Origin of the sequence: Actinomyces stomatis (genome assembly GCF_031292835.1) — a bacterium.
Classification (GTDB): domain Bacteria; phylum Actinomycetota; class Actinomycetes; order Actinomycetales; family Actinomycetaceae; genus Actinomyces; species Actinomyces stomatis.
The window spans coordinates 109,154-131,683 of record NZ_JASPEP010000006.1; the positions used below are offsets into that span (position 1 = coordinate 109,154).

General features: G+C 67.8%; 21 protein-coding genes. 16 read left to right on the forward strand and 5 right to left on the reverse strand.

The window, feature by feature from the left end:
* Positions 1 to 47 precede the first annotated feature (47 nt).
* Positions 48 to 506, reverse strand: a complete 459-nt coding sequence (locus RIV12_RS05760; protein ID WP_309322775.1) for a MarR family winged helix-turn-helix transcriptional regulator — start codon at positions 504 to 506, stop codon at positions 48 to 50.
* Between the two features lie 49 nt (positions 507 to 555).
* Here RIV12_RS05760 and RIV12_RS05765 point away from each other — a divergent pair, with 49 nt between their 5' ends.
* Positions 556 to 915, forward strand: coding sequence for a hypothetical protein (locus RIV12_RS05765; RefSeq protein WP_309322776.1), 360 nt, complete (start codon positions 556 to 558; stop codon positions 913 to 915).
* A 42-nt stretch (positions 916 to 957) separates the two neighbouring features.
* On the opposite strand, the gene RIV12_RS05770 is transcribed toward RIV12_RS05765, so the two are convergent.
* From RIV12_RS05770 to RIV12_RS05780, 3 genes are read right to left on the reverse strand one after another with little or no spacing between them, the layout of a single operon-like run.
* Positions 958 to 2,628, reverse strand: coding sequence for an ABC transporter permease (locus RIV12_RS05770; RefSeq protein ID WP_309322777.1), 1,671 nt, complete (start codon positions 2,626 to 2,628; stop codon positions 958 to 960).
* Complete coding sequence (locus RIV12_RS05775; RefSeq protein ID WP_309322797.1) at positions 2,628 to 3,593, reverse strand: ABC transporter ATP-binding protein; 966 nt, start codon at positions 3,591 to 3,593, stop codon at positions 2,628 to 2,630. The genes RIV12_RS05770 and RIV12_RS05775 overlap by 1 nt, the downstream gene beginning before the upstream one ends.
* Before the next feature lie 38 nt (positions 3,594 to 3,631).
* Entirely contained in the window at positions 3,632 to 4,495 is an 864-nt protein-coding gene (locus tag RIV12_RS05780) for a MerR family transcriptional regulator (RefSeq protein ID WP_309322778.1), read from the reverse strand.
* A gap of 200 nt (positions 4,496 to 4,695) precedes the next feature.
* Between RIV12_RS05780 and pheS the strand changes: the two genes are divergently transcribed.
* The 9 genes from pheS to RIV12_RS05825 all read left to right on the forward strand — a co-directional run bounded on the left by pheS (position 4,696) and on the right by RIV12_RS05825 (position 15,558).
* A complete protein-coding gene (pheS, locus tag RIV12_RS05785) occupies positions 4,696 to 5,781 on the forward strand; it encodes a phenylalanine--tRNA ligase subunit alpha (protein ID WP_075418946.1) in 1,086 nt (361 codons plus the stop codon).
* A 1-nt stretch (position 5,782) separates the two neighbouring features.
* The gene (pheT, locus tag RIV12_RS05790; protein WP_309322779.1) at positions 5,783 to 8,440 is read left to right on the forward strand and encodes a phenylalanine--tRNA ligase subunit beta; all 2,658 of its coding nucleotides are present in this window, start codon (positions 5,783 to 5,785) and stop codon (positions 8,438 to 8,440) included.
* A gap of 129 nt (positions 8,441 to 8,569) precedes the next feature.
* Positions 8,570 to 9,088, forward strand: a complete 519-nt coding sequence (locus RIV12_RS05795) for a flavodoxin domain-containing protein (RefSeq protein WP_309322780.1) — start codon at positions 8,570 to 8,572, stop codon at positions 9,086 to 9,088.
* Positions 9,089 to 9,172: 84 nt separating this feature from the next.
* Positions 9,173 to 10,282: an N-acetyl-gamma-glutamyl-phosphate reductase gene (gene argC, locus RIV12_RS05800; RefSeq protein ID WP_309322781.1), complete on the forward strand. Its 1,110-nt coding sequence runs from the start codon at positions 9,173 to 9,175 to the stop codon at positions 10,280 to 10,282.
* A complete protein-coding gene (gene argJ / locus RIV12_RS05805) occupies positions 10,279 to 11,475 on the forward strand; it encodes a bifunctional glutamate N-acetyltransferase/amino-acid acetyltransferase ArgJ (protein WP_309322782.1) in 1,197 nt (398 codons plus the stop codon). The genes argC and argJ overlap by 4 nt, the downstream gene beginning before the upstream one ends.
* The gene (gene argB / locus RIV12_RS05810) at positions 11,472 to 12,398 is read left to right on the forward strand and encodes an acetylglutamate kinase (protein WP_075418941.1); all 927 of its coding nucleotides are present in this window, start codon (positions 11,472 to 11,474) and stop codon (positions 12,396 to 12,398) included. The genes argJ and argB overlap by 4 nt, the downstream gene beginning before the upstream one ends.
* Positions 12,395 to 13,669 (forward strand): acetylornithine transaminase, encoded by a 1,275-nt coding sequence (locus RIV12_RS05815; RefSeq protein ID WP_075418940.1) that lies wholly within the window; start codon positions 12,395 to 12,397, stop codon positions 13,667 to 13,669. Before argB ends, RIV12_RS05815 begins: the two co-directional genes overlap by 4 nt.
* A complete protein-coding gene (locus tag RIV12_RS05820) occupies positions 13,666 to 14,253 on the forward strand; it encodes an arginine repressor (RefSeq protein ID WP_309322783.1) in 588 nt (195 codons plus the stop codon). Before RIV12_RS05815 ends, RIV12_RS05820 begins: the two co-directional genes overlap by 4 nt.
* An 81-nt stretch (positions 14,254 to 14,334) precedes the next feature.
* Positions 14,335 to 15,558 carry an argininosuccinate synthase gene (locus RIV12_RS05825; RefSeq protein WP_309322784.1) on the forward strand — a complete coding sequence of 408 codons (1,224 nt, stop codon included), beginning with the start codon at positions 14,335 to 14,337 and terminating at the stop codon, positions 15,556 to 15,558.
* Between the two features lie 40 nt (positions 15,559 to 15,598).
* On the opposite strand, the gene RIV12_RS05830 is transcribed toward RIV12_RS05825, so the two are convergent.
* Complete coding sequence (locus tag RIV12_RS05830; RefSeq protein ID WP_075418937.1) at positions 15,599 to 16,471, reverse strand: formate/nitrite transporter family protein; 873 nt, start codon at positions 16,469 to 16,471, stop codon at positions 15,599 to 15,601.
* 177 nt (positions 16,472 to 16,648) lie between these two features.
* Here RIV12_RS05830 and argH point away from each other — a divergent pair, with 177 nt between their 5' ends.
* From argH to tyrS, 6 genes are all read left to right on the forward strand, one after another.
* Positions 16,649 to 18,235 carry an argininosuccinate lyase gene (gene argH, locus RIV12_RS05835; protein WP_309322785.1) on the forward strand — a complete coding sequence of 529 codons (1,587 nt, stop codon included), beginning with the start codon at positions 16,649 to 16,651 and terminating at the stop codon, positions 18,233 to 18,235.
* Between the two features lie 17 nt (positions 18,236 to 18,252).
* Positions 18,253 to 18,930 carry a DNA-3-methyladenine glycosylase gene (locus RIV12_RS05840; RefSeq protein WP_309322786.1) on the forward strand — a complete coding sequence of 226 codons (678 nt, stop codon included), beginning with the start codon at positions 18,253 to 18,255 and terminating at the stop codon, positions 18,928 to 18,930.
* Positions 18,931 to 19,062: 132 nt separating this feature from the next.
* Complete coding sequence (locus RIV12_RS05845; RefSeq protein ID WP_075418935.1) at positions 19,063 to 19,488, forward strand: SRPBCC family protein; 426 nt, start codon at positions 19,063 to 19,065, stop codon at positions 19,486 to 19,488.
* On the forward strand, positions 19,485 to 20,045 hold the full coding sequence (locus RIV12_RS05850) for a MarR family winged helix-turn-helix transcriptional regulator (protein WP_309322787.1): 561 nt from the start codon (positions 19,485 to 19,487) through the stop codon (positions 20,043 to 20,045). Before RIV12_RS05845 ends, RIV12_RS05850 begins: the two co-directional genes overlap by 4 nt.
* Entirely contained in the window at positions 20,035 to 20,649 is a 615-nt protein-coding gene (locus RIV12_RS05855; RefSeq protein WP_309322788.1) for a class I SAM-dependent methyltransferase, read from the forward strand. Before RIV12_RS05850 ends, RIV12_RS05855 begins: the two co-directional genes overlap by 11 nt.
* Positions 20,650 to 20,813: 164 nt before the next feature.
* Positions 20,814 to 22,076 carry a tyrosine--tRNA ligase gene (gene tyrS / locus RIV12_RS05860; RefSeq protein WP_309322789.1) on the forward strand — a complete coding sequence of 421 codons (1,263 nt, stop codon included), beginning with the start codon at positions 20,814 to 20,816 and terminating at the stop codon, positions 22,074 to 22,076.
* The last annotated feature ends 454 nt before the right edge of the window (positions 22,077 to 22,530 follow it).

Below are 22,530 nucleotides of genomic sequence, written 5' to 3' on the forward strand. Positions count from 1 at the left end.
CGGAAAGTACGTTGTCCGTGTGTCGGAAGCCGGTGAGCTGACCTGGGCTACGCCTCGTCTTGGCCTGTTGTCACAGCGGAGTGAAGAAGTGAAGGCAGGAGCCTGTCCAAGGCCTGTTGATCGTCGGGGGAGAGGGACGTGCGCAGGTCGGCGTCGAGTCTGCTGGCGACATCGGTGGCAGTCTTCAGCAGCTTGCGCCCTTCGTCGGTGATCTCGATGGTCTGCACTCGACGGTCGCTCCGACTGCGCGTCCTGCGCACGGCACCGGTGCTGGCGAGCTGGTCGACCAGTGTCACCACCAGGCTTGGGGCGACATGAAGTCGTGTGGCGATCTCGCGTTGTGAGGTCGCCACTCCGGCGTCGACGACGGCGAGCAGTCCCACTTGTTTGTGGGACAGGCCGATGTGTTCGATGCGTCTTGAGAAGGATTGGGTGATCTGGCTGCCTGCGACACCGAGCTGGAAGCATGCCGAGGACAGGATTGCGTGGCCATCTTCTCCGGTCATGAGAATAACGGTACAGTAAGGAATGATTCAGATGTGAACGATAGGGAGAGTGGTCCTCATGCCGTGGTGGCTTGCGTCGCTGAACTCGTCGCTGGGAATCGTCTCTGCGGGGTTCGGTGTCGTTACGGTGCTCCGTCCGCAGGCACTTGCGCCGCCTGGCTCTGACGGGCGAGAGAGCCGTTTCTATCCGGCGATGTACGCGGCTCGAAGCATCCCACTCGGACTACTTGTCGCCGTTGCTGTCTGGCTGGATCCTGCCCGACCGCTGACGTTGCTCGTCTTGGCTGCGTCGGCGGCCGCTCAGCTTGGAGACACTGCGATCGGAGTGATGTACCGCCTGCCGGGGATGGCGGTGTTCCCTCTTGCCGTTGCCCTCGTCCACCTGATCGGCGCGGTATATCTGTTCTGAGAGCAACACAAGATGACGAGGTGAGAGAGAACAGTCTCGTCGTCAGGCGGGCAGGTCGCGGCGGGTGTAGGCGACCAGTCCGATCATGATGCCGGTGAGTCCTACCGCCGTCTGGACGGCCAAGGGTTTCCAGTCAGGTGAGCCGACGACGTCGAGATGATGCCCGAGCACGCTGAGGTCCTTGGCCCAGTCCTTGAGCTCGACGAGTCCACCGAAGAACTGGGCGAAAGCGCTCCAGGTGACGACCGCCCAGGACAGGCCGGTCAGTCTCGGCGCCAGACCCACCAGGGCGGCCGCGATCCCGATGGCCGCCACCATACCGGGCAGCTGGCTCACCGTGAACATGAAGGACCGCGCCACGGCGTGGTCGTCCGTGAGCTGAGTCGCCGTCGTCGCCGCAAGGACCGCTGCCGAGACGAGCAGCAGGACCATCGACTCGATCAGGGCGCACAGAACCTGGAGCAGGAACACGCGTCCTCGACTGACTCCGGCGGCCAGCTCGACCTCCACCAGGCCCGCGTGCTCCAGACCCGCCAACCGGTTCACCCGCCGCACCGCCGCCACAGCCACAAGCAGTACCGTCACCACTGTCATGAGGGACATGAACTGCTCCACCGGGGACCCCACGGCCATCTTGCCGACATAGGACGCCGTCGGAGAACCGGGGGCCAGCAGGTCCTTGATGCTGCCAGAGACGGATCCGTACAGGAGCGCAAGACCCGTCGAGGCCAGTGCCCAACCGACGAGACCGCGCCACGACAGGCGCCCGAGCAGATCCATATGTCCCCGCACTCGCCACCGCCCCCGAGACGAGCTGCGGTCGGGGAGGTAGCCGTCCAGATACTCACGGCGCGCGGCGAGCACCGCGGCGCCGAGTGTCAGAGCGATGGCAACGGCGCCGCACACCGCGAGCACCGCGAAACGGTCATCGGTGTACGGGCGTACGAGGTCACGCCAACCCAGGGGAGTCAACCACCTGAGCCAGTCCGAGCCAGTGCCGTCTGAGATCTGGTCGGCGCTCACCCGCATCACGAAGGCGAGTGCGAGCATCACCATGGACAGGCCCCTGGCCTGGCCCACCTGACGTCCCAACTGGGAGGCCACCGCCGCGACGGCCGAGAACACCCAGCCGGTTACGCAGATCGTCCCGGCCAGCGCCCAGGCCCCAGTGACCGTCAGCTCCTCGATCCTCCTGGTCTGCCAGGTCAGAATGCCACCGACCCCCGCAGACAGGGTGCCGACCACTGCCCACATCAGACCCACCGGCACGAGAAAGGGAACCGACCTGCCCACACCCGTGGCGCGCAGGATCTCGACGAGACCCTCGTCCTCATCCGCCCGCAGCACCCGGCACGTCAGCAGAATCGCCATGAGTGAGGTGCACACGAGCAGGAAGGTCCCAGTCTCCCACTGCAGGAGCTGCCCGAGCCGGCCAGGAGTCGGGACGTATCCGTAGAGCAGGCGCGTCCCCGGAGACTTGCGCATCTGCTCGATGAGCACCGTCCGGGTCTCCAACGAGGGGTAGACGCTCTCGTAGCTCGGCGCGGTGACACCGACTAACAGCCACAGGGGCATCAGCCAAGCCACGATCTGAAACCGGAATCGTCTCAGCAGAATCCGCAGGTAGGCGTCCCAGCCGGCCAGGGCACCGTTCGCGCCGGAGCTGACGGTCGGCACCATCGCGTTCGCTGCTGTGCTCGATGCGGCGTTCATCAGGCCTCCTCGTAGTGACGCAGGAAGAGATCCTCCAGACTGGCCGGCTCACACGTGACGTCCTGGATCCGGTGCTCGCCCGCGAGGCTCAGCACCGCCGGCACCTGCTCCGCCGACACCTCGAGGCTGAGACGGCCACTGTCCTCGACGACGTCGAGATCCATGGTCTCCAGTTCCTGCGAGACGGTGGCGAGCTCGTCGGTCGGAACGCCCAGCTCGATGCGGGTGCGTGACAGACGCCGCAGGGTCCCCAGGTCACCGTGCTGGACGACGCGGCCGTTCTTGATGATCGTGACCGCACTGCACAGGCGTTGGACCTCGGCCAGGATGTGGCTGGAGAGCAGAACCGTGCGGCCCTCACCGGCGGCCCTGGCGACCTCCTCGGTGAAGACCCGCTCCATGAGGGGATCCAGGCCGCTGGTGGGCTCGTCGAGCACGAGCAGCCGCGTCGGTGCTGCCAGGGCGGCCACGAGCGCCACCTTCTGCCGGTTCCCCTTGGAGTAGGTCCGTACCCGCTTGGTCGGATCGAGATCGAACCGTTCGATGAGCTCGGCCTCCCGATCGGTGTCGCGCGATCCTCGCAGTCCGGACAGGGCATCGAGCACCTGTCCGCCGGTCAGGGCCGGCCACAGCGCCACATCACCGGGAACATAGGAGACCTCCCGGTTGATGAGCGCGGCATCCCTCCACGGCTCGCGGCCCAGCACGCTCACACTTCCCTCATCTGGCCGGTAGAGCCCCAGCAGGACACGGATCGTTGTGGACTTACCCGCACCGTTGGGGCCGAGGAAGCCGTGGACGCTGCCCGCCTCCACCTCCAGGTCGAGGTGGTCCAGAGCCCTGAAGCGCCCGAAGCGCTTGACCACACCGCGCACGTGCACCGGCGACTCAGTCCCGCGTCCCAGGTCACGGACCGCGGCGGGAGGGGAATCCGTGGCGTGCTCGGCTGAGCCCGTGTGGGACATCGCTGCTGATGCGACTACTGCCTTCTTTGCCTCGGTTTTCACAGCACTGGCTCCTCTCCCGCCGAGCGGCGGATAGTTGCGGCGAAGTCCGGATCGGCGAGCAAGAGCTCCATGAGCTCAGCCACGAAGGCCTGCTGAGCCGGATGCGGATAGCTGGAAGTAGTCAGCACATGGGTGAGTCGCCACATGGCACGGCCCAGAGCGCCCGAGGGCAGGTCGTCCAGGACGGCCAGGGCGTGCTCCTTGTGGCGGCACGCCAGCCCCCAGCTGTTCTGCGCAATCCGGTGGGCCTCGGCCCGGCCCTCCTTCTCCGGCAATGTGGACAGCCGGGTGAAGTCCGCGATCTGCTGGGCGGCCAACTCCCGATCGGCCTCATCCAGTCCCTCGATGAAGGGGATCGCACTGTCGGGCACCATGCCCAGCGAGGCGAGTACCACCATCATCTGGCGTTCGGCCCGCAGCCCTCGCATGCTGCCGCCCAGGTGGGCGATCCTGGCCTCCATGTCGTCGTAGAAACGCGTCAGGGCGCTGGGGGCGGGGGACAGGCCCTCACCGCGCTCCACCCGGGCGATGAGCTCATCGACACGGGAGGCCTGCTCGGCCAGGCTGCGTTGCTGTGCCTCGATCGTGCCCCGAGTGGCCCGCAGGTCACGCAGCACCGCCTCACGGCGGGAGTCCTGATCGGTGCCGATCGTGTCCGAGGCGAGCATCTCAGCCACCTGAGTCAGCGACAGCCCGCCGTCGGCCAGCCACCGGATACGCAGCAGACGGGCCACGTGCTCGACGCCGTACTCGCGCTTCCCCCGTACCGTGGGCGGAATCTCCAACAGGCCCAGGTGGTGGTAGTGACGCACCGCCCTCGGCGTGGTGCCGGCGATCCGGGCAAGCTCCTTGATGCGCATGAATCCATGACAGCAGGTGACGTAACGTCACCGTCAAGTCCCAGGTGGCAGCAGCCCGACTGGAGCACGTGACCACATGACAAGGTGCGGGGAGCGGCTACCGCGCCACCCCGGTGACGAGACGATTCACGCCCTCGCGACGGCGCAGACTACCCTTAAGGGCGGACAACCCCGGAGACACCTGGTGGAAGGCACCGCATATGACTGACGCTCCCGGCGCGCTCTCGCCCCTGGACGAGGCCGGCATCAACGCCGCCGTCGAGGAGGCCCTGGCCGCCTTCGCCGCAGCCGGCACCCTCGCCGAGCTCAAGGAGGCCCGCCTGGCCCATACCGGCGACGCCTCACCACTGACCCTGGCCAACCGGCTCATCGGCACCCTGGACAAGGCGGATAAGCCCACGGCCGGCAAGCTCCTGGGCGGCGCTCGCGGGCGTATCGCCAAGGCCCTGGCCGCCAGACAGGAGACCCTCGAGGCCGCCGCCGAGGAGGAGATGCTGCGCACCGAGGCGGTCGACGTCACCATCCCCACCTCGCGGACGCAGAGGGGCGCCCGGCACCCCCTTGACATCCTCGTCGACGAGGTCACTGACCTGTTCGTCGCCATGGGCTGGTCCATCGCCGAGGGGCCGGAGGTGGAGCACGAGTGGTTCGACTTCGACGCCCTCAACTTCGACGCCGATCACCCCGCCCGCCAGATGCAGGACACCTTCTACATCGACGGCTCCAGCGTCGGGGCGGACGAGGGGCAGGCGGCCAACCTTGTGCTGCGCACCCACACATCCCCGGTCCAGGCCCGGGTCATGCTCGATCAGCAGCCCCCGATCTACGTGGCCTGCCCCGGCAAGGTCTTCCGCTCCGACGAGCTCGATCAGACCCACACCCCCGTCTTCCACCAGGTCGAGGGCCTGGCCGTGGACAAGGGCCTGACGATGGCGCACCTCAAGGGCGTCCTCGACCACTTCGCCAAGGCCATGTTCGGTCCCGAGGCGCGCACCCGCCTGCGTCCCTCCTTCTTCCCCTTCACTGAGCCCAGCGCCGAGATGGACCTGTGGTTCCCTCAGAAGAAGGGCGGCGCCGGCTGGATCGAGTGGGGAGGCTGCGGCATGGTCAACCCCAACGTGCTCACGGCCTGCGGCATCGACCCCGAGGTCTACACCGGCTTCGCCTTCGGCATGGGCCTGGAGCGCACCCTCATGCTGCGCCACGGCATCGCCGACATGCACGACATCGTCGAGGGCGACATCCGCTTCTCCCAGCAGTTCGGCACCACCGGAAAGGGAAACTGACATGCCCTACGTCCCTATTGAATGGCTGCGCGAGCACGTCGATGTTCCCGCCGACCTGAGTGCCGAGCAGCTCGCCGCCGACCTCGTCCGGGTGGGCCTGGAGGAGGAGCGCATCGTTCCCCCGGCCGTCACCGGCCCCCTCGTCGTCGGCAAGGTCCTCACCCGCGAGGCCAAGGAGCAGTCCAACGGCAAGGTCATCAACTACTGCCGCGTCGACGTCGGACCCGAGCACAACGATGCCCCCGGCACCGGCAAGGAGCCCTCCGAGCTGCCCAGCCGCGGCATCGTCTGCGGCGCCCACAACTTCGACGTCGGTGACTACGTCGTGGTCTGCCTGCCCGGCGCCGTCCTCCCCGGTGACTTCCGCATTGCCGCGCGCAAGACCTACGGCCACGTCTCCGACGGCATGATCTGCTCCGCCCGTGAGCTCGGCATCGGGGAGGACCACTCCGGCATCATCGTGCTCCAGCAGTGGCTGGCCGAGCACGGCCACGAGGGTGAGGAACCGCCCGCCCCCGGGACCGACGCCATCGGCATCCTCGGCCTGGGGGAGGAGGTCCTCGAGATCAACGTGACCCCGGACCGCGGCTACTGCTTCTCCATGCGCGGCGTGGCCCGCGAGTACTCCCACTCCACCGGCGCCCGCTTCACCGACCCCGCCGACGCCACCGACACGGGGCTCTACCCCAACGGCGTGGCCCCTGTCGACGAAGACGGCTTCGACGTCGTCATCCCCGAGGACCCCCGCCCCATCCACGGACGCCCCGGCTGCGACCGCTACGTCGCCCGTCTCGTGCGCGGCATCGACCCGAACGCACCGTCGCCTGCCTGGATGCAGGACCGCCTCACCGCCGCAGGCATGCGGCCCATCTCCCTGGCCGTCGACGTCACCAACTACGTCATGCTCGACTTGGGTCAGCCACTGCACGCCTTCGACGCCGGTAAGCTCACTGCCCCCATCGTTGTGCGCCGGGCGAAGGATGGTGAGCGCCTCACCTTCCTCGATGACGTCACCCGCACCCTCGACCCCGAGGACCTGGTCATCGCCGACTCCCCGGAGGGCGAGGGCTCCCGGGCCCTGGTTCTGGCCGGTGTCTTCGGCGGCGCTCTCAGCGAGGTCGACGCCAGCACCCGCGACGTCCTCATCGAGGCCGCCCACTTCGACCCGGTCTCCGTGGCCCGCTCCTCCCGACGCCACAAACTGCCCACCGAGTCCTCCAAGCGCAACGAGCGCGGCGTGGACACCGAGCTGGCGCCCATCGCCGCGCAGCGGGCCGTCGACCTGCTCGTCGAGTACGGCGGCGGCACCGCCGAGCCCGTGGCCACCGACATCAACCGCACCCGGGCCCCCGAGCCCATCACCATGCGCGCCGACGCCGCCGAACGACTGACCGGCGTCGCCTACGGAACCGAGCGCGTCACCGAGCTGCTCACCACCATCGGATGCACCGTGGAGCGCAGCGGCTCCGCCGACGACGGAACCGTTCTGCTGACCGTCACGCCGCCGACCTGGCGCCCGGACCTCGTGGGTTCCGCCCACCTGGTTGAGGAGATCGCCCGCCTCGACGGCTACGACGCCATCCCGGTCATCGTGCCCGCGGCCCCCGCCGGCACGGGACTGAGCGCCGACCAGAGGGCCCGCCGTGACGTCGTGCGCGCCCTGGCCGAGGCCGGACTCACCCAGGTCCTGTCCTACCCCTTCATCGGGGACATCCACGACCTGCTCGAGATCTCAACGGACGACGTTCGCCGCCAGACGGTCCGTCTGGCCAACCCCCTGGCCGAGGACACCCCCTACCTGCGCACCAGCGTGCTCGACTCCCTGGTCGATGTCGCCCGGCGCAACGTCTCCCGAGGCCTGACTGACGTCGCCGTCTTCGAGATCGGCTCAGTCACCCACCCGGCCGGCACCATTCCCGCCCCGATCCCCGGAACCGCCGGGCGTCCCACCGACTCAGAGGAGGCGGCCCTTGAGGCGGGCGTCCCCGCTCAGCCCACTCATGTCGGTGCCGTCATGACCGGTGAGCACGAGCGCAGCGGAGTCCTGGGGGTCGGCCGCCCTTGGGACTGGGCCGACGCCGTCGAGGTGGTCCGCACTGTGGCCAGCACGCTCGGGGTGGACATCGAGGTCTCCGCCCCTGAGCGCCCCTACGCCCCCTGGCACCCCGGTCGCACCGCGGAGATCCGCCTACCCGGTCGACGTCGGGGCAAGGAGGTCGAGCCCGGCAGGATCGTCGCCCACGCCGGCGAGCTCCACCCGCGGGTGGTCCGCGCCCTCGGACTTCCGGAGCGGGCCTGCGCCGTCGAGATCGACCTCAACCCGTTGCTGGAGGCCTCCCGCGGCGCCGGGGCACTCCAGGTCAAGGCCGTCTCCACCTTCCCGGCCGCCAAGGAGGACATCGCCCTCGTCGTCGACGAGACCACCACTGCCGCCGAGGTCGAGGCCCTGGTCAGACAGGCCGCAGGGGACCTGGCCGAGGAGGTGCGTCTCTTCGACGTCTTCCGCGGCCCCCAGCTCGGCGAGGGCAAGAAGTCTCTGGCGTTCTCCCTGGTGCTGCGAGCCCCTGACCGCACGCTGACCGCCGAAGAGACCGCCGGCGTGCGCAAGCGCGTGGTCAAGCGGGCCGCCAAGCTTCTGGGAGCCGAGCTGCGCAGCTGAACCACGTCCGTCCTCACAAGAACTGACGGCCATGATGTGACGCACATCATGGCCGTCAGTGCCTCTTCGATGTCTTCGGCGAGCAGGGGATCCCAGACAGCAGGTGTGCTCTCGGTAATACTAGGTGGCATGAAGATCCTGCTGACCTCTTCCTCCAAGCACGGGTCCACCGATGAGGTGGCTGCGGTGATTGCCGAGCGGCTCCAGGCCGCCCAGATCGATGTGGAGACCAAACGTCCCGAGGATGTCGACAGTGTCGAGGGGTATGACGCCTTCGTCCTGGGGAGTGCGGTCTACATGACCAAGTGGACGCCGGAGGCCGTCGACTTCACCGAGCGCTTCCATGATGTCCTCAGGGACAAGCCTGTGTGGGCCTTCTCCGTGGGGCTCTCCGGTCTGCCGAAGGGCAAGGTCTCCGATCCCATGCGTATCGGCCCGGTGCTCCTGGCCATTGACCCGGAGGATCACGTGACCTTCGCGGGCCGCTTCGATCCCTCCAAGCTCAGTCTGCGTGAACGCTCCATCGCCAGACTCGGGGGAGCGACCGAGGGTGACTACCGCGACTGGGGTGAGGTGCGTCAGTGGGCCGACGCCATCGCCACCTCCCTCTATGACGACACGCTCACCGGTCGCCGCGATCGCTCCTAGTCCTCGACGTCGGGGCAGGGGGGAGAAAAATTTCAGTGACCACCGACGAGTGCATTTCTATGCAGGCGGATGTATGGTTGCTGTATGAGTTGGACAGTTGCTGTTGCTGGAGCCACCGGGTACGCCGGCGGTGAGGTCCTGCGCCTGCTCACGGCCCACCCCGAGGTGGAGGTCGGTGCGCTCACGGCGGCTTCATCCGCCGGCAGTCGGCTCGGAGACCACCACCCGCACCTGGTGTCCCTGGCGGACCGAATCGTCCAGCCCACCGAGGCGGAGATCCTCGCTGAGCACGACGTCGTCGTCCTGGCCCTGCCGCACGGGGCCTCCGGAGCCATCACAGCGGCCCTTGAGAGGCTCGCGCCGGACGGCGGAGGCGCCCCCTTACTCATCGACTGCGGGGCGGACCACCGCCTGACCAGTCAGCAGGCATGGGAGACCTTCTACGGCTCCGACTACGCCGGCGCTTGGACCTACGGCATGCCCGAGCTCCTGCGCAACGGCGAGACGCGCCCCCGCGCTCAGCGCGACGAGCTGGCCGCCACCAGGCGCATCGCAGTTCCCGGCTGCAACGTCACTGCCGTCACCCTGGCCGTCCAGCCCGGCGTCGCCGCCGGACTCCTCAACTCCTCCCGACTGACCGCGGTGCTGGCGGTCGGCTACTCCGGCGCCGGCAAGGCGCTCAAGCCTCACCTCACTGCCGCTGAGGCACTGGGGTCGGCTCAGCCCTATGCCGTCGGCGGCACCCACCGACACATTCCCGAGATCATCCAGAACCTGGAGGCGGCCGGCGCTGCCGCCGGCTCAGTACACCTGTCCTTCACCCCGGTCCTGGTCCCCATGAGCCGTGGCATCCTCGCCACAGTCACCGCCCCCATGACTTCGGCTCTGCGCGAGGCCCCCGACCCGGAAGCCACCCTACGGGCGGCCTGGGATGACGCCTACGGGGTCACCGGCAACGGTGAGAGCCTCATCCAGCTGCTGCCCGAGGGCACCTGGCCCAACACCGGCACCGTCCTGGGAAGCGGAACCGCAACCGTTCAGGTCGCTATCGACCGTCGTGCGGACTCCGTTATCGCCATGTGCGCCATCGACAACCTCGGTAAGGGGACCGCCAGTGCCGCCGTGCAGTCCCTCAACCTCGCCCTCGGGCTGGAGGAGACCACCGCCATCGTCACCCAAGGAGTCGCACCGTGAGCGTGACCGCAGCCCAGGGATTCCGCGCCGCCGGCGTGCGCGCCGGCCTCAAGGCCTCCGGCAGGCCCGATCTCGCCCTCGTCGTCAATGACGGACCGCTCGACACCGCGGCCGGAGTGTTCACCACCAACCGGGTCGTCGCCGCCCCCGTCGTCTGGTCACGGCGGCTCCTGGCCGGTCAGGAAGGTGCCCGGCCGGGCCACGCCCGCGCCGTCGTCCTCAACTCCGGCAGTGCCAACGCCTGCACCGGCACGCAGGGCCTGAACGACACCGAGGCCACCGCCGCCCGCACCGCCGGCCTGCTGGGAGCCGAACCGGGCCAGGTCCTGGTCTGCTCCACTGGCGTCATCGGAGAGCGCATCGATATGCCCGTCCTCCTGGAGGGAGTCGACGTCGCCGCCCTCGCCCTGGCCGACACGTCCCAGGCCGGGACCGATGCCGCCACCGCCATCATGACGACCGACACCGTCTCCAAGGAGGACGTCGTCGTAGTCGGTACCGGCGAGCAGAGCTGGACCATCGGCGGCATGATCAAGGGAGTGGGCATGCTGGCCCCTGGGATGGCCACCATGCTCGCCGTCATCACCACCGACGCCGTCATCACTCCTCCGCAGGCGCAGGACGCCCTGGCAGCCGCCACGGCACGAACCGTCAACCGGATCAACTCCGACGGCTGCATGTCCACCAATGACACGGTTCTCCTACTTGCCTCCGGAGCCTCCGGCACCACCCCCTCTCGAGCCGAGTTCGACGAGGCGCTCACCGAGGTGATGAGCAGGCTCGGCCGGCGCCTCGTGGCCGATGCCGAGGGCGCCACCCACGACATCGCCATCACCGTCTCCGGCGCCGTCAGCGAGGAGGCCGCCGAGGCCGCGGCCCGCACCGTCAGCTCCTCCAACCTCCTCAAGTGCGCCGTCGCCGGGGCCGACCCCAACTGGGGGCGCATCCTCTCCCAGCTCGGGACCGTGCCCGAGGACGTCTGCCCCTTCAACCCCGATGAGGTCGATGTCGCCATCAACGGCATCACGATCTTCAGCCACGGCACCCCCGAACCGAACCGGGACGCGGTGGACATGAGCCCACGCGAGACCCGCATCGACATCGACCTGTCGGCGGGCCCGGCCGAGGCCACCGTGTGGACCAACGACCTCACCCACGGATACGTCACCATCAACGCGGACTACACGACATGAAACGGACCCCTCTCGACCCACAGACCAAGGCATCCGTCCTGCTGGAGGCCGTACCGTGGCTGCGCACCTACAAGGGCGCCACCATGGTCATCAAGTACGGCGGCAACGCCATGGTCAACGATGATCTCAAGCGCGCCTTCGCGCAGGACATCCTCTTCCTCCACCAGGTCGGGGTGCGCCCCGTCGTCGTCCACGGCGGTGGGCCCCAGATCAACGCGATGCTCAAGCGGCTGAACATCACCTCGGAGTTCCGCGGAGGCCTGCGCGTGACCACACCCGAGGTCATGGACGTTGTCCGCATGGTCCTCACCGGCTCCGTGCAGCGAGAGCTCGTCTCCCTGCTCAACATCGACGGCTCAGCCGCGGTCGGCATCAGTGGTGAGGACGGCGGACTCCTGCGAGCCCGGCAGCGCCTGGCCACGGTGGACGGGCACAAGGTCGATGTCGGCCTGGTCGGTGACGTCGTCGACGTCAGCCCGCAGCCCATCATCGACCTGCTCGACCAGGGCCGCATCCCGGTCATCTCCTCGGTCGCCCCGCTGACGACGGACTCCGAGACGGTCCTCAACGTCAACGCCGACACGGCCGCCGCCGCGATCGCCGTGGCCCTCAAGGCCCGCACCCTGCTCATGCTCACCGACGTCGAGGGGCTCTACTCCGCCTGGCCCGACCGCAGCACACTGGTGCCCTTCATCAGCGCCGCTGCGCTGGAGGAGCTCCTACCCACGCTCGAGGCCGGGATGATCCCCAAGATGGAGGCCTGTCTGCGGGCCGTCTACGGAGGAGTCGCACAGGCGCACGTCGTTGACGGGCGCCAGGCCCACAGCATGCTGCTCGAGATCGTCACCGACCAGGGTGTCGGCACCGTCATCCACCCCGGAGACGCCCCGATCCCACCGTTGAACGGAGGCAAGAGCCTATGACCCCCTCCTCACAAGCGCCGGCCCCCACCGCCGAAGCCACCGGGGGCGGCACCGACAACGCCGGATGGCTGACCCGTTACACCGACGCCGTCATGAACACCTTCGGCACCCCCGGCCGGGTCCTGGTGCGGGGACGGGGCGCCCACGTCTGGGACGCCGACGGCCGGGAGTACATCGACCTGCTGGCGGGCATTGCCGTCAACTGCCTGGGCCACGCACACCCCGCGATCATCCGGGCCGTCACCGACCAGCTCGCTGAACTGGGTCACGTCTCGAACTTCTTCACCACCCCCGCCCAGGTCAATCTCGCCGAGGAGCTCGTCCGGCTGACCTTCCCCAGCCGTCCCGCTCACGACTCGCGCGTCTTCCTGGCCAACTCCGGTACCGAGGCCAATGAGGCCGCCTTCAAGATCGCCCGTCGCCACGGCGGTGACCGGCGCCCCCGGGTCCTGGCCCTCCAGGACGCCTTCCACGGCAGGTCCATGGGTGCCCTGGCCCTGACCCACAAGGCCGCCTACCGTGAGCCCTTCGAGCCGCTGCCCGGCGGGGTGGAGTTCATCCCCGCCGGTGACATCGAGGCACTGCGCACTGCACTGGGGCCGGATGTGGCAGCACTCGTCGTCGAACCCATTCAGGGTGAGGCCGGGGTGCGCGAGCTGCCCGCCGGATACCTGGAGGCGGCCCGCGAGCTGACCGAGGCCGCCGGCGCCCTGCTTATCATCGATGAGGTCCAGACCGGAATGGGACGCACCGGCGCCTGGATGGCCCACCACCTGCTGGCGCCAGGCGTCGTCCCCGACGTCGTCACCCTGGCCAAGGGACTGGGCGGAGGCGTCCCCATCGGCGCAGTCGTCGCCACCGGTCAGGCCGCGGCTCTCCTCGGGCCGGGACAGCACGGCACCACCTTCGGCGGAAACCCCGTGGCCTGCGCAGCAGCGCTCGCCGTCATCGAGACCATCCGCAGCCAGGCCCTGCTCGACCGGGTTCAGCAGCTCGGCTCGGCCTGGTCCCGGGAGCTGGCGGCCGTCGACGGAGTCGACCAGGTACGCGGCCGCGGCCTGCTGCTCGGTGTCGGGCTGGAGGGTGGACTCCCGCCCGCCGCTGAGCTCGCCGCCTCCTTGGCGACCCGCGGCTTCATCGTCAATGCGCCGCGCCCCGACACGATTCGCCTGGCGCCGCCCTTCATCCTGTCCGATGAGGACGCCGGGGCCTTCACCACCACGCTGTCCGAGGTCCTCGCTCGGGCACTGTCAGAGAGAGCCGGTTCATGAGTGCCACCATTGAGGTCTCTCAGCGCGACCTGGCGGCAGCGGCCCCGCTGGTACCCGGGACCAAGACCGCCAGGCACGCCAGTATCGTCCAGATCCTGTCGCGTGAACGTATCCGCTCCCAGGCCCAGTTGCGCAAGGCCCTGGCACAGCGGGGCATCAGTACCACCCAGGCCACGCTCTCGAGGGATCTGGTGGAGCTGCGGGCCACGAAGATCCGCGCCCCAGGTGGAGAGCTCATCTACTCCATGCCTGAGGCCGGTGCCCCCGGCCAGGTCCATGCCGGCGCCCTCTCCGAGACGGAGGAGACCGACGACTCCCTGCGTGCCCACACCACACCCCGTCTGTCCCGATGGTGCGCCGAGCTGCTGGTCACCGCCGAGTGGGCCGGCCCCCAGGTGGTCCTGCGAACTCCTGCCGGAGCCGCCCAGCTGCTCGCCGGGGCCGTCGATGACGCCATGATGCCCGGCGTCATGGGGTGCATCGCCGGAGACGACACCGTCCTGGTCATTACCCGCGGCGCTCAGGTCGCAGCCGACGTGGCCAGGCACCTGCTCGCCCTAGCCGACCCCTCAGCCCGAACCTGACCTTTCTCCCCGCCATCCTTGGCCCCTCATGTCACCTCGGCGCCGGTACGCCGGCGTCATCACGAAGAGAAGAGTGATCCCATGAGTATCCATAAGGACCGTGTCGTCCTGGCCTACTCCGGAGGCCTGGACACGTCTGTCGCCATCGGTTGGATCGGTGAGGCCACCGGTCGAGAGGTTGTGGCCGTCGCCGTCGACGTCGGCCAGGGTGGCGAGGACCTCGAGGTGATCCGTCAGCGAGCCCTCGACTGCGGCGCCGTCGAGGCCTATGTCACCGATGCCCGCGATGAGTTCGCCAACGACTACTGCATGCCTGCTCTCAAGGCCAACGCCCTCTACGAGGGGACCTACCCGCTCGTCTCAGCGCTCTCCCGCCCCGTCATCGCCCGCCACCTGGTCAAGGCCGCCCGCGAGTTCGGTGCGCACACCGTGGCGCACGGCTGCACCGGCAAAGGCAACGATCAGGTCCGCTTCGAGGTCTCCATCACCTCGATGGCCCCTGACATGGACTGCATCTCTCCAGTCCGTGACCTGGCGCTGACCCGTGACGTGGCCATCGACTACGCCGAGAAGCACGACCTGCCGATCGAGACCACCAAGCACAACCCCTTCTCCATCGACCAGAACGTCTGGGGACGTGCCATTGAGACCGGGTTCCTCGAGGATCTGTGGAACGCCCCCACCAAGGACGTCTACGTCTACACCGATGACCCCGCCTACCCGCCCCTGCCCGACGAGGTGATCCTCACCTTCAAGGAGGGCATCCCCGTGGCCATCGACGGTCGCGATGTCAGCCCTCTGGAAGCGATTCAGGAGCTCAACCGCAGGGCCGGCGCTCAGGGTGTAGGGCGTATCGACATGGTCGAGGACCGGCTCGTAGGGATCAAGTCCCGCGAGATCTACGAGGCTCCCGGGGCCGTGGCTCTTATCGAGGCCCACCGGGCGCTTGAGGCCATCACCCTGGAGCGCATGCAGCACCGCTACAAGCGGAGCATGGAGCAGACCTGGGCCGAGCTCGTCTACGAGGCCCAGTGGTACTCCCCGCTCAAGCGCTCCATGGACGCCTTCATCGAGGACACGCAGCGCTACGTCAGCGGCGACATTCGAATGGTTCTGCACGGCGGTCGGGCGACCGTCAACGGCCGCCGCTCCGAGACGGGCCTGTACGACTTCAACCTGGCCACCTACGAGAGCGGAGACACCTTCGACCAGTCCTCCTCGCGGGGATTCATCGAGATCTACGGGATGCAGTCAAAGCTCGCTGCCGCCCGCGACGTGCGTGCCGGCAACGGTCGGGGGTTCTGACTGAGCTGCGCCCAGGCCCCACCGTCTCCGGAGCACTCGGCTACTCGGCCGCTTGTGCCTGGTCCTGGTGGGGCTGGCGGCGCAGCCAGCGGGAGTCGTCATTGGCGTAGGCGTAGTAGGCGCCGATCAGCAGCCCGCCACCCACGAAGTTGCCCAGCAGTGCCACGGCCACGTTCCCCAGCGCCGGAAGGACATCGATCCCGTGTGTCAGGCCGACGACAGTGAACAGGACCGTGTTGGCCACTGAGTGCTCAAGGCCGAGGAAGGCGAAGACGAACACGGCGATGATCATCGAGAAGATCTTGGACCAGTCCTCGTGGATGAAGCCGTTGTAGATGAGGAGCATGGCCAGGTTGATCATGAAGTTGCACAGGATCGCCCGCACGAAGAGGTCTGCGATCCCCGAGGCCGATGACAGGTAGTGGAGCTTGACAGCCACTGAGTGCACGGCCTGCTCGCCACTGGCTCCGTCCACGAGGGTGGAGAAGCGGTACATGACTGCGAAGAAGAGCCCGCCCACGAAGTTACCGGCCAGACACATGACCAGCACCCTCAGGGCCCTCCACGCTGAGATCCGCTTGTAGTAGTAGCCGATGACCACCACCATCATGTTGCTGGTGAGCAGCTCGGACTTCGTGTAGTAGATGAAGACGAGAGCGGGGCCGAAGGCCAGTGCCCCAAGGAGCTTGCCGATCCCTGCCAGAGAGGTCTCTCCGGCGTGAAGACCGTCGAAGACGCCGACAATGGCGTAGTTCACGATATAGAAGATCGCCACGATCATGCCGGCCATGGCCGCGCGCATGAGATATCGGTGGGCGATCACCCCGGTCATCCGGGTCTTGGTCTCCAGCGCCTCGAGCACGGTGGAGATGAACTGCTTACCTGGGAAAAGGGCGTCTTGTTCGGCGGGCATCGACTCATCATGGCATGGCCGGTCAGCCGCCATGCGGGCCTTTCTTCCTTCTTGTCGGTTGGCGCCGCCCGCCCCGGTCGTTCTCCCGGTCCGTCCTCAAGAATGCGTAGGTGCCTTCGCCTGCGATCCACGACAGGTCATTCTCCTGACTGATCGTTGAGGAATCTGTATGGGGATATGAGCCATGATGGGTCCATGAGCCAGTTCTCCAGCCAGCCCGCTATGCCATCCGCTGTCCAGTCCGTTGCCTCAGACTCTCAGCAGGACCCGGCCCCGGCCGGCGTCAGTCTGTGGGGCGGACGCTTCTTAGGAGGACCCGCCGACGCGCTGGCCGCCCTGTCGGTGAGTACTCACTTCGATTGGCGCTTGGCCCGTTACGACATCGCCGGCTCCCGGGCCCACGCCCGTGCCCTGGCACAGGCCGGTCTGCTGGATGCGGGTCAGCTGTCCGGAATGCTGGATGCCCTGGACCGCCTTGAGGCCGACGTCGTCGCCGGCATCTTCGTCCCCGAAGTCTCCGACGAAGACGTCCACACGGCTCTGGAGCGCGGCCTCATCGAGCGCGCAGGTGATGACCTGGGGGGCCGTCTGCGCGCTGGACGCAGCCGCAATGACCAGATCGCCACCCTCATCCGCATGTACCTGCGCGACCAGGCCCGCCACGTGGCCGGGCTCGTCCTCGACGTCGTCGACGCCCTCATCGACCAGGCCGCCCAGGCCTCCGACGCCATCATGCCCGGACGCACCCACATGCAGCATGCCCAGCCGGTGCTCGTCGCCCACCAGCTGCTGGCCCACGCCTGGCCGCTCATGCGCGACGTCGAGCGCCTTGAGGACTGGGACTCCCGCGCCGCCGTGAGCCCCTACGGTTCCGGTGCGCTGGCGGGAAACACTCTCGGCATGGACCCCGACGCCGTGGCCGCCGACCTCGGATTCGAGGCCGCCGTGGAGAACTCCATCGACGGCACCGCCGCCCGTGATGTCGTTGCCGAGCTGAGCTTCGTCCTTGCGATGGTCGCGGTGGACGTCTCGCGCCTGAGTGAGGAGATCATTGTCTGGAACACCAAGGAGTTCGACTTCGTCACCCTGGACGACTCCTACTCCACGGGCTCGTCCATCATGCCGCAGAAGAAGAACCCGGATGTGGCCGAGCTCGCCCGCGGCAAGGCCGGACGCCTCATCGGTGACCTGACCGGTCTGCTCGCCACCCTCAAGGCTCTGCCCCTGGCCTACAACCGGGATCTGCAGGAGGATAAGGAGCCGGTCTTCGACGCCGTCGACACCCTGGCCGTTCTCCTGCCGGCCGTCAGCGGCATGGTGAGCACAATGACCCTCCACTACGAGCGCATGGCGGAGCTCGCCCCCCAGGGGTTCTCCCTGGCCACCGACATCGCGGAGTGGCTGGTCAAGAATGGCGTGCCCTTCCGAAGCGCCCACGAGATCTCCGGCGCCTGCGTGCGCGAGTGCGAGAGGTGCGGCATCGAGCTGTGGGACCTGACTGACGATGACTTCGCCGCCATCGATGAGCGGTTCACCCCGGGCGTGCGGGAGGTCCTGTCGGCCGAGGGCTCGGTGGCTGCCCGCACTGGGCACGGTGGCACCGCACCGGTGCGGGTCGTGGAGCAGCTGGCCCGTGCTATAGCCCGCAGTGCCGAGTTGCGAGTCTTCGCCTGGGAGGGCTCTCTGCTGGACGGCCCCGCGGGTCCCCAGTGGCCAGAGCCCAGTGAGACCGATGACGAGTGGAGTGAGGAGGAGCAGGACTGAACCGGGGCGAAAGGACGATGTCAGACGGTGCCGTGAGGGAGGTGGCGACGGGTCTGAGCGCCGAGGTCGCCTCGCTGCTCAGATGCGACAGCCTGGAGGTGGCTCCGGCGCTGCTGGGCGCCGTCATCGCCGTTGCCGACTCTCAAGGCCGCGTCGCGATCCGGCTGACCGAGGTGGAGGCCTACTGCGGCGAGAAGGACCCGGGCTCCCACTCCTTCCGGGGACGCACGGCGCGCAACGCCTCCATGTTCGAGGCCGGCGGGTGCATCTACGTCTACTTCACCTATGGCATGCACCACTGCCTCAACATCGTCGCCGGACCGGCGGGAGTCTCGCGTGCGGTGCTGCTGCGCGGTGGAGAGGTCGTTGACGGGATCGAGCTGGCTCGGGCGCGTCGTCCCGCGGCACGCACGGACCGCGACCTGGCCCGTGGCCCGGCGCGCCTGTGTGCCGCACTCGGACTGGACCGCTCCGATGACGGCTCACTGCTGGGCGGGTCGGGGTCGCGCATCAGCCTGACGCTGCCGGAGCCTCAGCGGACACCGGAGCCCGAGCTCATCCGCAGCGGGCCACGCACCGGGGTGGCCGGTCCCGGGGGAGATGGAGAGGCCTTCCCGTGGCGCTTCTGGCTGGATGGAGAGCCCACCGTCTCAACGTACCGGCCCGCCGTCGCCAGGCGGCGTTCACAAGGCTGAACCGCACCGAGCCTCACACCTGGGTGCCCACTTGCCGGAGCCCCTGCCGTTCGCTAATAATAGGTACACAGATTATCGGCGCGAAGACTATTCGGGGCGCGGAACCGCTGAGGGCGGAGGAAGGAGAAAGCCATGTGGTCGACTGAGTGCCAACGGACAGTGGATCTCCCGGTGGAGGTCCTGTGGGAGACCTGGATCAAGGTGCTCTCCGGTGAGATCGAGCTCCCGCAGGGAGATCGCTACGAGCCGCGCGAGCCCGTGGGGCCCGGTGCGTCGATCAGGATGACGCCTGCCGGGCAGGACAGCGTCGAGATCACGGTGACCCGCTGGGAGCCACCTCATGTCCAGGCGGACCGGGCCTCCTACGGGGGAGTGGAACTGACCTTCACGCACTCCTTCACGTCCGCACAGGAACAGGGGAAGAGCGTTGTGACAACCCGCCTCGACATCGACGGCCCCGGTGCCGACGATGTTGGCCCGGCGATCGGTCCGGGGATCGCCGAGGACTTCCCGCAGGCCATCGACTCACTCGTCGAGGCTGCTAGGGTCGATATGTGAAGACACGGTTCCAGGGGCCGGAGGCGAGCCCCGGCTTCCTCATGTGGAGGGCCGCGCTGGCCTGGCAGCGCGACATCGCTGCCGCCCTGGAACCAGTTGGGCTGACGCACTCCCAGTTCGTCCTCCTGGCCTGCACGCAGTGGCTCGAGGAGCGGGGAGACGGTGCCAGCCAGGTCATGATTGCGGCCCAGGCGGGAATGGACGTGAAAACCGCCAGCCAGGTGCTGCGCAGGTTGGAGCGGGCCGGCCTGGTGTCGCGTCAACCGGATCCCAAGGATGCCCGCGCTCGGATCGTGACAACAACGGCAGTGGGACGAGAAGTCGGGGCCAGCGCAACGCATCTCGTGGAGGATGCCGATGAGGCATACTTCGCCGTCATGCCCCACCTGCGCGAGGCGCTGCTGCGCGACGCCGGTGTCGTGGTGCGTGGACCGGCGGTGCAGCCCAACGAGGAAACCGATGTGTCCATCGGTCGGAGCGCGAGCTCCAAGATCTCGGGTGATGCGGCCGGACCGACCGAGGCGGCCGCTCCGTCAGGCTCCCGCAGTGTCCGGTGACTACTGGAACCACAATGTCGCCTTTCACCGGCGCATCGTGCGGGACGCGGCGCTGCGCGGTGGGAACGCGCTCGATGTCGGATGCGGTGACGGGCTCCTGCTCGCACGCCTGGCAACGGTGTGCCGCCGCGCCGTCGGACTTGAAACCGACGAGCAGGCGGTTGCTCGAACACGTAGACGTCTGGAACAGACTCCGCAGGCCGAGGTGCTGCTCGACGACGTCATGGATCCCGATCTGCCTCAGCGCATCGGAACCTTCGAGACGGTCAGCTGCGTGGCCACGCTGCACCACCTCCCGCTGGAACCCGCCCTGGCGAGGCTGAGCGAGCTGGTGACACCCGGCGGCAGACTCATCGTCGTCGGCCTGGCCGCCAACAGGAGCCTGTGGGACTGGGTGCTGTCCGCGCTGGCTGTCCTACCTCTGCGCGCGGTCGGTGCCCTGCGCCGGGAGACGCCCGACATCGGTGTGGTCACGCTTCCTCCAAGAGAGTCCCTGGCCGAGATTCGTGCAGCGGCATCCCGGATGCTTCCCGAGGCCAGGATCCGACGGCGCTTCTACTACCGATACACCCTCATATGGGACCACCCGACGGAGGTCTTGTGAACGAACCCCGTATCCGGTTCACGGCTCTGCGGCCCGGTCTCCTCGCGGAAGCAGGGCCGGATCATGGCAGACTATCTGCGCCGGAGGTATCAGCCGGACCCGAGCGTGGCACGCCGGGATCATGCGTGCGCGAAGCACGACAACCCATGGAAGGCGACTGGACAGTGACGGACATCCTGGACGAACTGCAGTGGCGCGGGCTCATCGCCCAGCACACCGACATCGACGCGCTGCGAGCGGCGCTCGCCGACGGGGCCGTCACCTTCTATTGCGGGTTCGACCCCACGGCGCCGAGCCTTCATCACGGACACCTCGTAGCCGTCAAAGTCATGCGCCACCTTCAGCTCGCCGGCCACCGCCCCCTGGCACTGGTTGGCGGGGCGACTGGGCTCATCGGCGACCCGCGCGCCAAGGGTGAGCGCAGCCTCAACACCAAGGACGTCGTCGCCGGCTGGGCGGCCAGCCTGCAGGAGCAGCTCGAGAACCTTCTCGACTTCAGCGGGGACAATCCGGCGCGGATCGTCAACAACCTGGACTGGACCCAGGCGATGAGCGCCATCGACTTCCTGCGGGACCTGGGCAAGCACTTCCGCATGGGCACCATGCTCTCCAAGGACATCGTTGCGCGCCGCCTGGCCAGTGAGGAGGGCATCTCGTACACCGAGTTCAGCTACCAGGTCCTCCAGGCCAACGACTACCTCGAGCTCTACCGGCGCTACGGCTGCACCCTGGAGATCGGTGGCAACGACCAGTGGGGCAACCTCGTGGGCGGGATGGACCTCATCCACAAGGTCGAGGGCGCGTCGGTCCACGTCATGACCAACCCGCTCATCACCAAGGCCGACGGCACCAAGTTCGGCAAGTCAGAGGGCGGGGCCATCTGGCTCAACCCCGAGATGCTCAGCCCCTACGGCTTCTACCAGTTCTGGCTCCAGGTAGACGACGCCGACGTGGTGCGCTTCCTCAAGGTCTTCACCTTCCTGGAGCGCGAGGAGATCGAGCGCCTGGAGGCGGCGACCGCTGAGAACCCGAAGGCACGTGAGGCCCAGCGGGTCCTGGCACATGAAGTCACCACCTGGGTCCACGGAGCCGACGCGACCGTTCAGGCGGAAGCCGCGACCTCCGCGCTGTGGGGACGCGGAGACCTCGCCGACATCGATGAGGCAACGATCCTGGCCGCTACGTCCGATCTCGCCTCCAGCGATGTGGCGGTTGGAGAGACCACGATTGTGGACCTGCTGGTGGGCACGGGACTGGAACGAGGACGTAACGCGGCCCGCAAGACCATTGCCGGAGGTGGGGCCTACCTCAACAACGTCAAGGTGGCCGATGAGACCGTGGTCATCGGCCCCGAGCACCTGCTCGCCGGGGGAGTGGTGCTGGTGCGCAAGGGGCGGCGGAACCTGGCTGTCGGACGGACCGTTTAGGTTCCCCGTTTAGGTTCCTTCCAAAGGGCGCGTCGGCGTCAGAACGCAGTTGTTGGGCGGTGACAGTGCCTTGTGGGCACCGTCACCGCTCTGCAGTTTGACGGGTTGGTGGCAAGTGCGTAATGTTCTCTCCGGCCCGAAACGGGGAGGATGAATTCCTCAAGCCGAACGGGAACTGAGAAACTAAACAGAGCCGATTGAGAGACGAGGGTCACCAGCCATTCGTTTGACTCAGAAAAAGCGGCTCGCTAAAGTTTCTCAGGCGCTTCTGAGAGCGAAACGAAAGACGAATGTCTTTTGAATAGTTCTCGGTGGGTGTGTTGTTTGAGAACTCGATAGTGTGTCATGTTTTTTATGCCATGGCCTCTTGGGCTGCGCGTGTTTTGTGTGGTTTGGGGGGTTTGTTTTGTTTTGGTTTGCCTGGCTCTCTGTGTTGTGGGGGGTTGGGTTGGGC

Excerpts from the sequence above, each read along its gene's own strand:
- argC (WP_309322781.1), top strand. The coding sequence starts at position 9,173 with ATGAGTTGGACAGTTGCTGTTGCTGGAGCCACCGGGTACGCCGGCGGT.
- RIV12_RS05840 (WP_309322786.1), top strand. The coding sequence starts at position 18,253 with ATGTCAGACGGTGCCGTGAGGGAGGTGGCGACGGGTCTGAGCGCCGAG.
- argH (WP_309322785.1), top strand. The coding sequence starts at position 16,649 with ATGAGCCATGATGGGTCCATGAGCCAGTTCTCCAGCCAGCCCGCTATG.
- argB (WP_075418941.1), top strand. The coding sequence starts at position 11,472 with ATGAAACGGACCCCTCTCGACCCACAGACCAAGGCATCCGTCCTGCTG.
- RIV12_RS05780 (WP_309322778.1), bottom strand. The coding sequence starts at position 4,495 with ATGCGCATCAAGGAGCTTGCCCGGATCGCCGGCACCACGCCGAGGGCG.
- RIV12_RS05820 (WP_309322783.1), top strand. The coding sequence starts at position 13,666 with ATGAGTGCCACCATTGAGGTCTCTCAGCGCGACCTGGCGGCAGCGGCC.
- RIV12_RS05795 (WP_309322780.1), top strand. The coding sequence starts at position 8,570 with ATGAAGATCCTGCTGACCTCTTCCTCCAAGCACGGGTCCACCGATGAG.
- pheS (WP_075418946.1), top strand. The coding sequence starts at position 4,696 with ATGACTGACGCTCCCGGCGCGCTCTCGCCCCTGGACGAGGCCGGCATC.
- pheT (WP_309322779.1), top strand. The coding sequence starts at position 5,783 with ATGCCCTACGTCCCTATTGAATGGCTGCGCGAGCACGTCGATGTTCCC.
- RIV12_RS05775 (WP_309322797.1), bottom strand. The coding sequence starts at position 3,593 with ATGTCCCACACGGGCTCAGCCGAGCACGCCACGGATTCCCCTCCCGCC.
- RIV12_RS05830 (WP_075418937.1), bottom strand. The coding sequence starts at position 16,471 with ATGCCCGCCGAACAAGACGCCCTTTTCCCAGGTAAGCAGTTCATCTCC.
- RIV12_RS05825 (WP_309322784.1), top strand. The coding sequence starts at position 14,335 with ATGAGTATCCATAAGGACCGTGTCGTCCTGGCCTACTCCGGAGGCCTG.
- RIV12_RS05760 (WP_309322775.1), bottom strand. The coding sequence starts at position 506 with ATGACCGGAGAAGATGGCCACGCAATCCTGTCCTCGGCATGCTTCCAG.
- RIV12_RS05845 (WP_075418935.1), top strand. The coding sequence starts at position 19,063 with ATGTGGTCGACTGAGTGCCAACGGACAGTGGATCTCCCGGTGGAGGTC.
- RIV12_RS05770 (WP_309322777.1), bottom strand. The coding sequence starts at position 2,628 with ATGAACGCCGCATCGAGCACAGCAGCGAACGCGATGGTGCCGACCGTC.
- RIV12_RS05815 (WP_075418940.1), top strand. The coding sequence starts at position 12,395 with ATGACCCCCTCCTCACAAGCGCCGGCCCCCACCGCCGAAGCCACCGGG.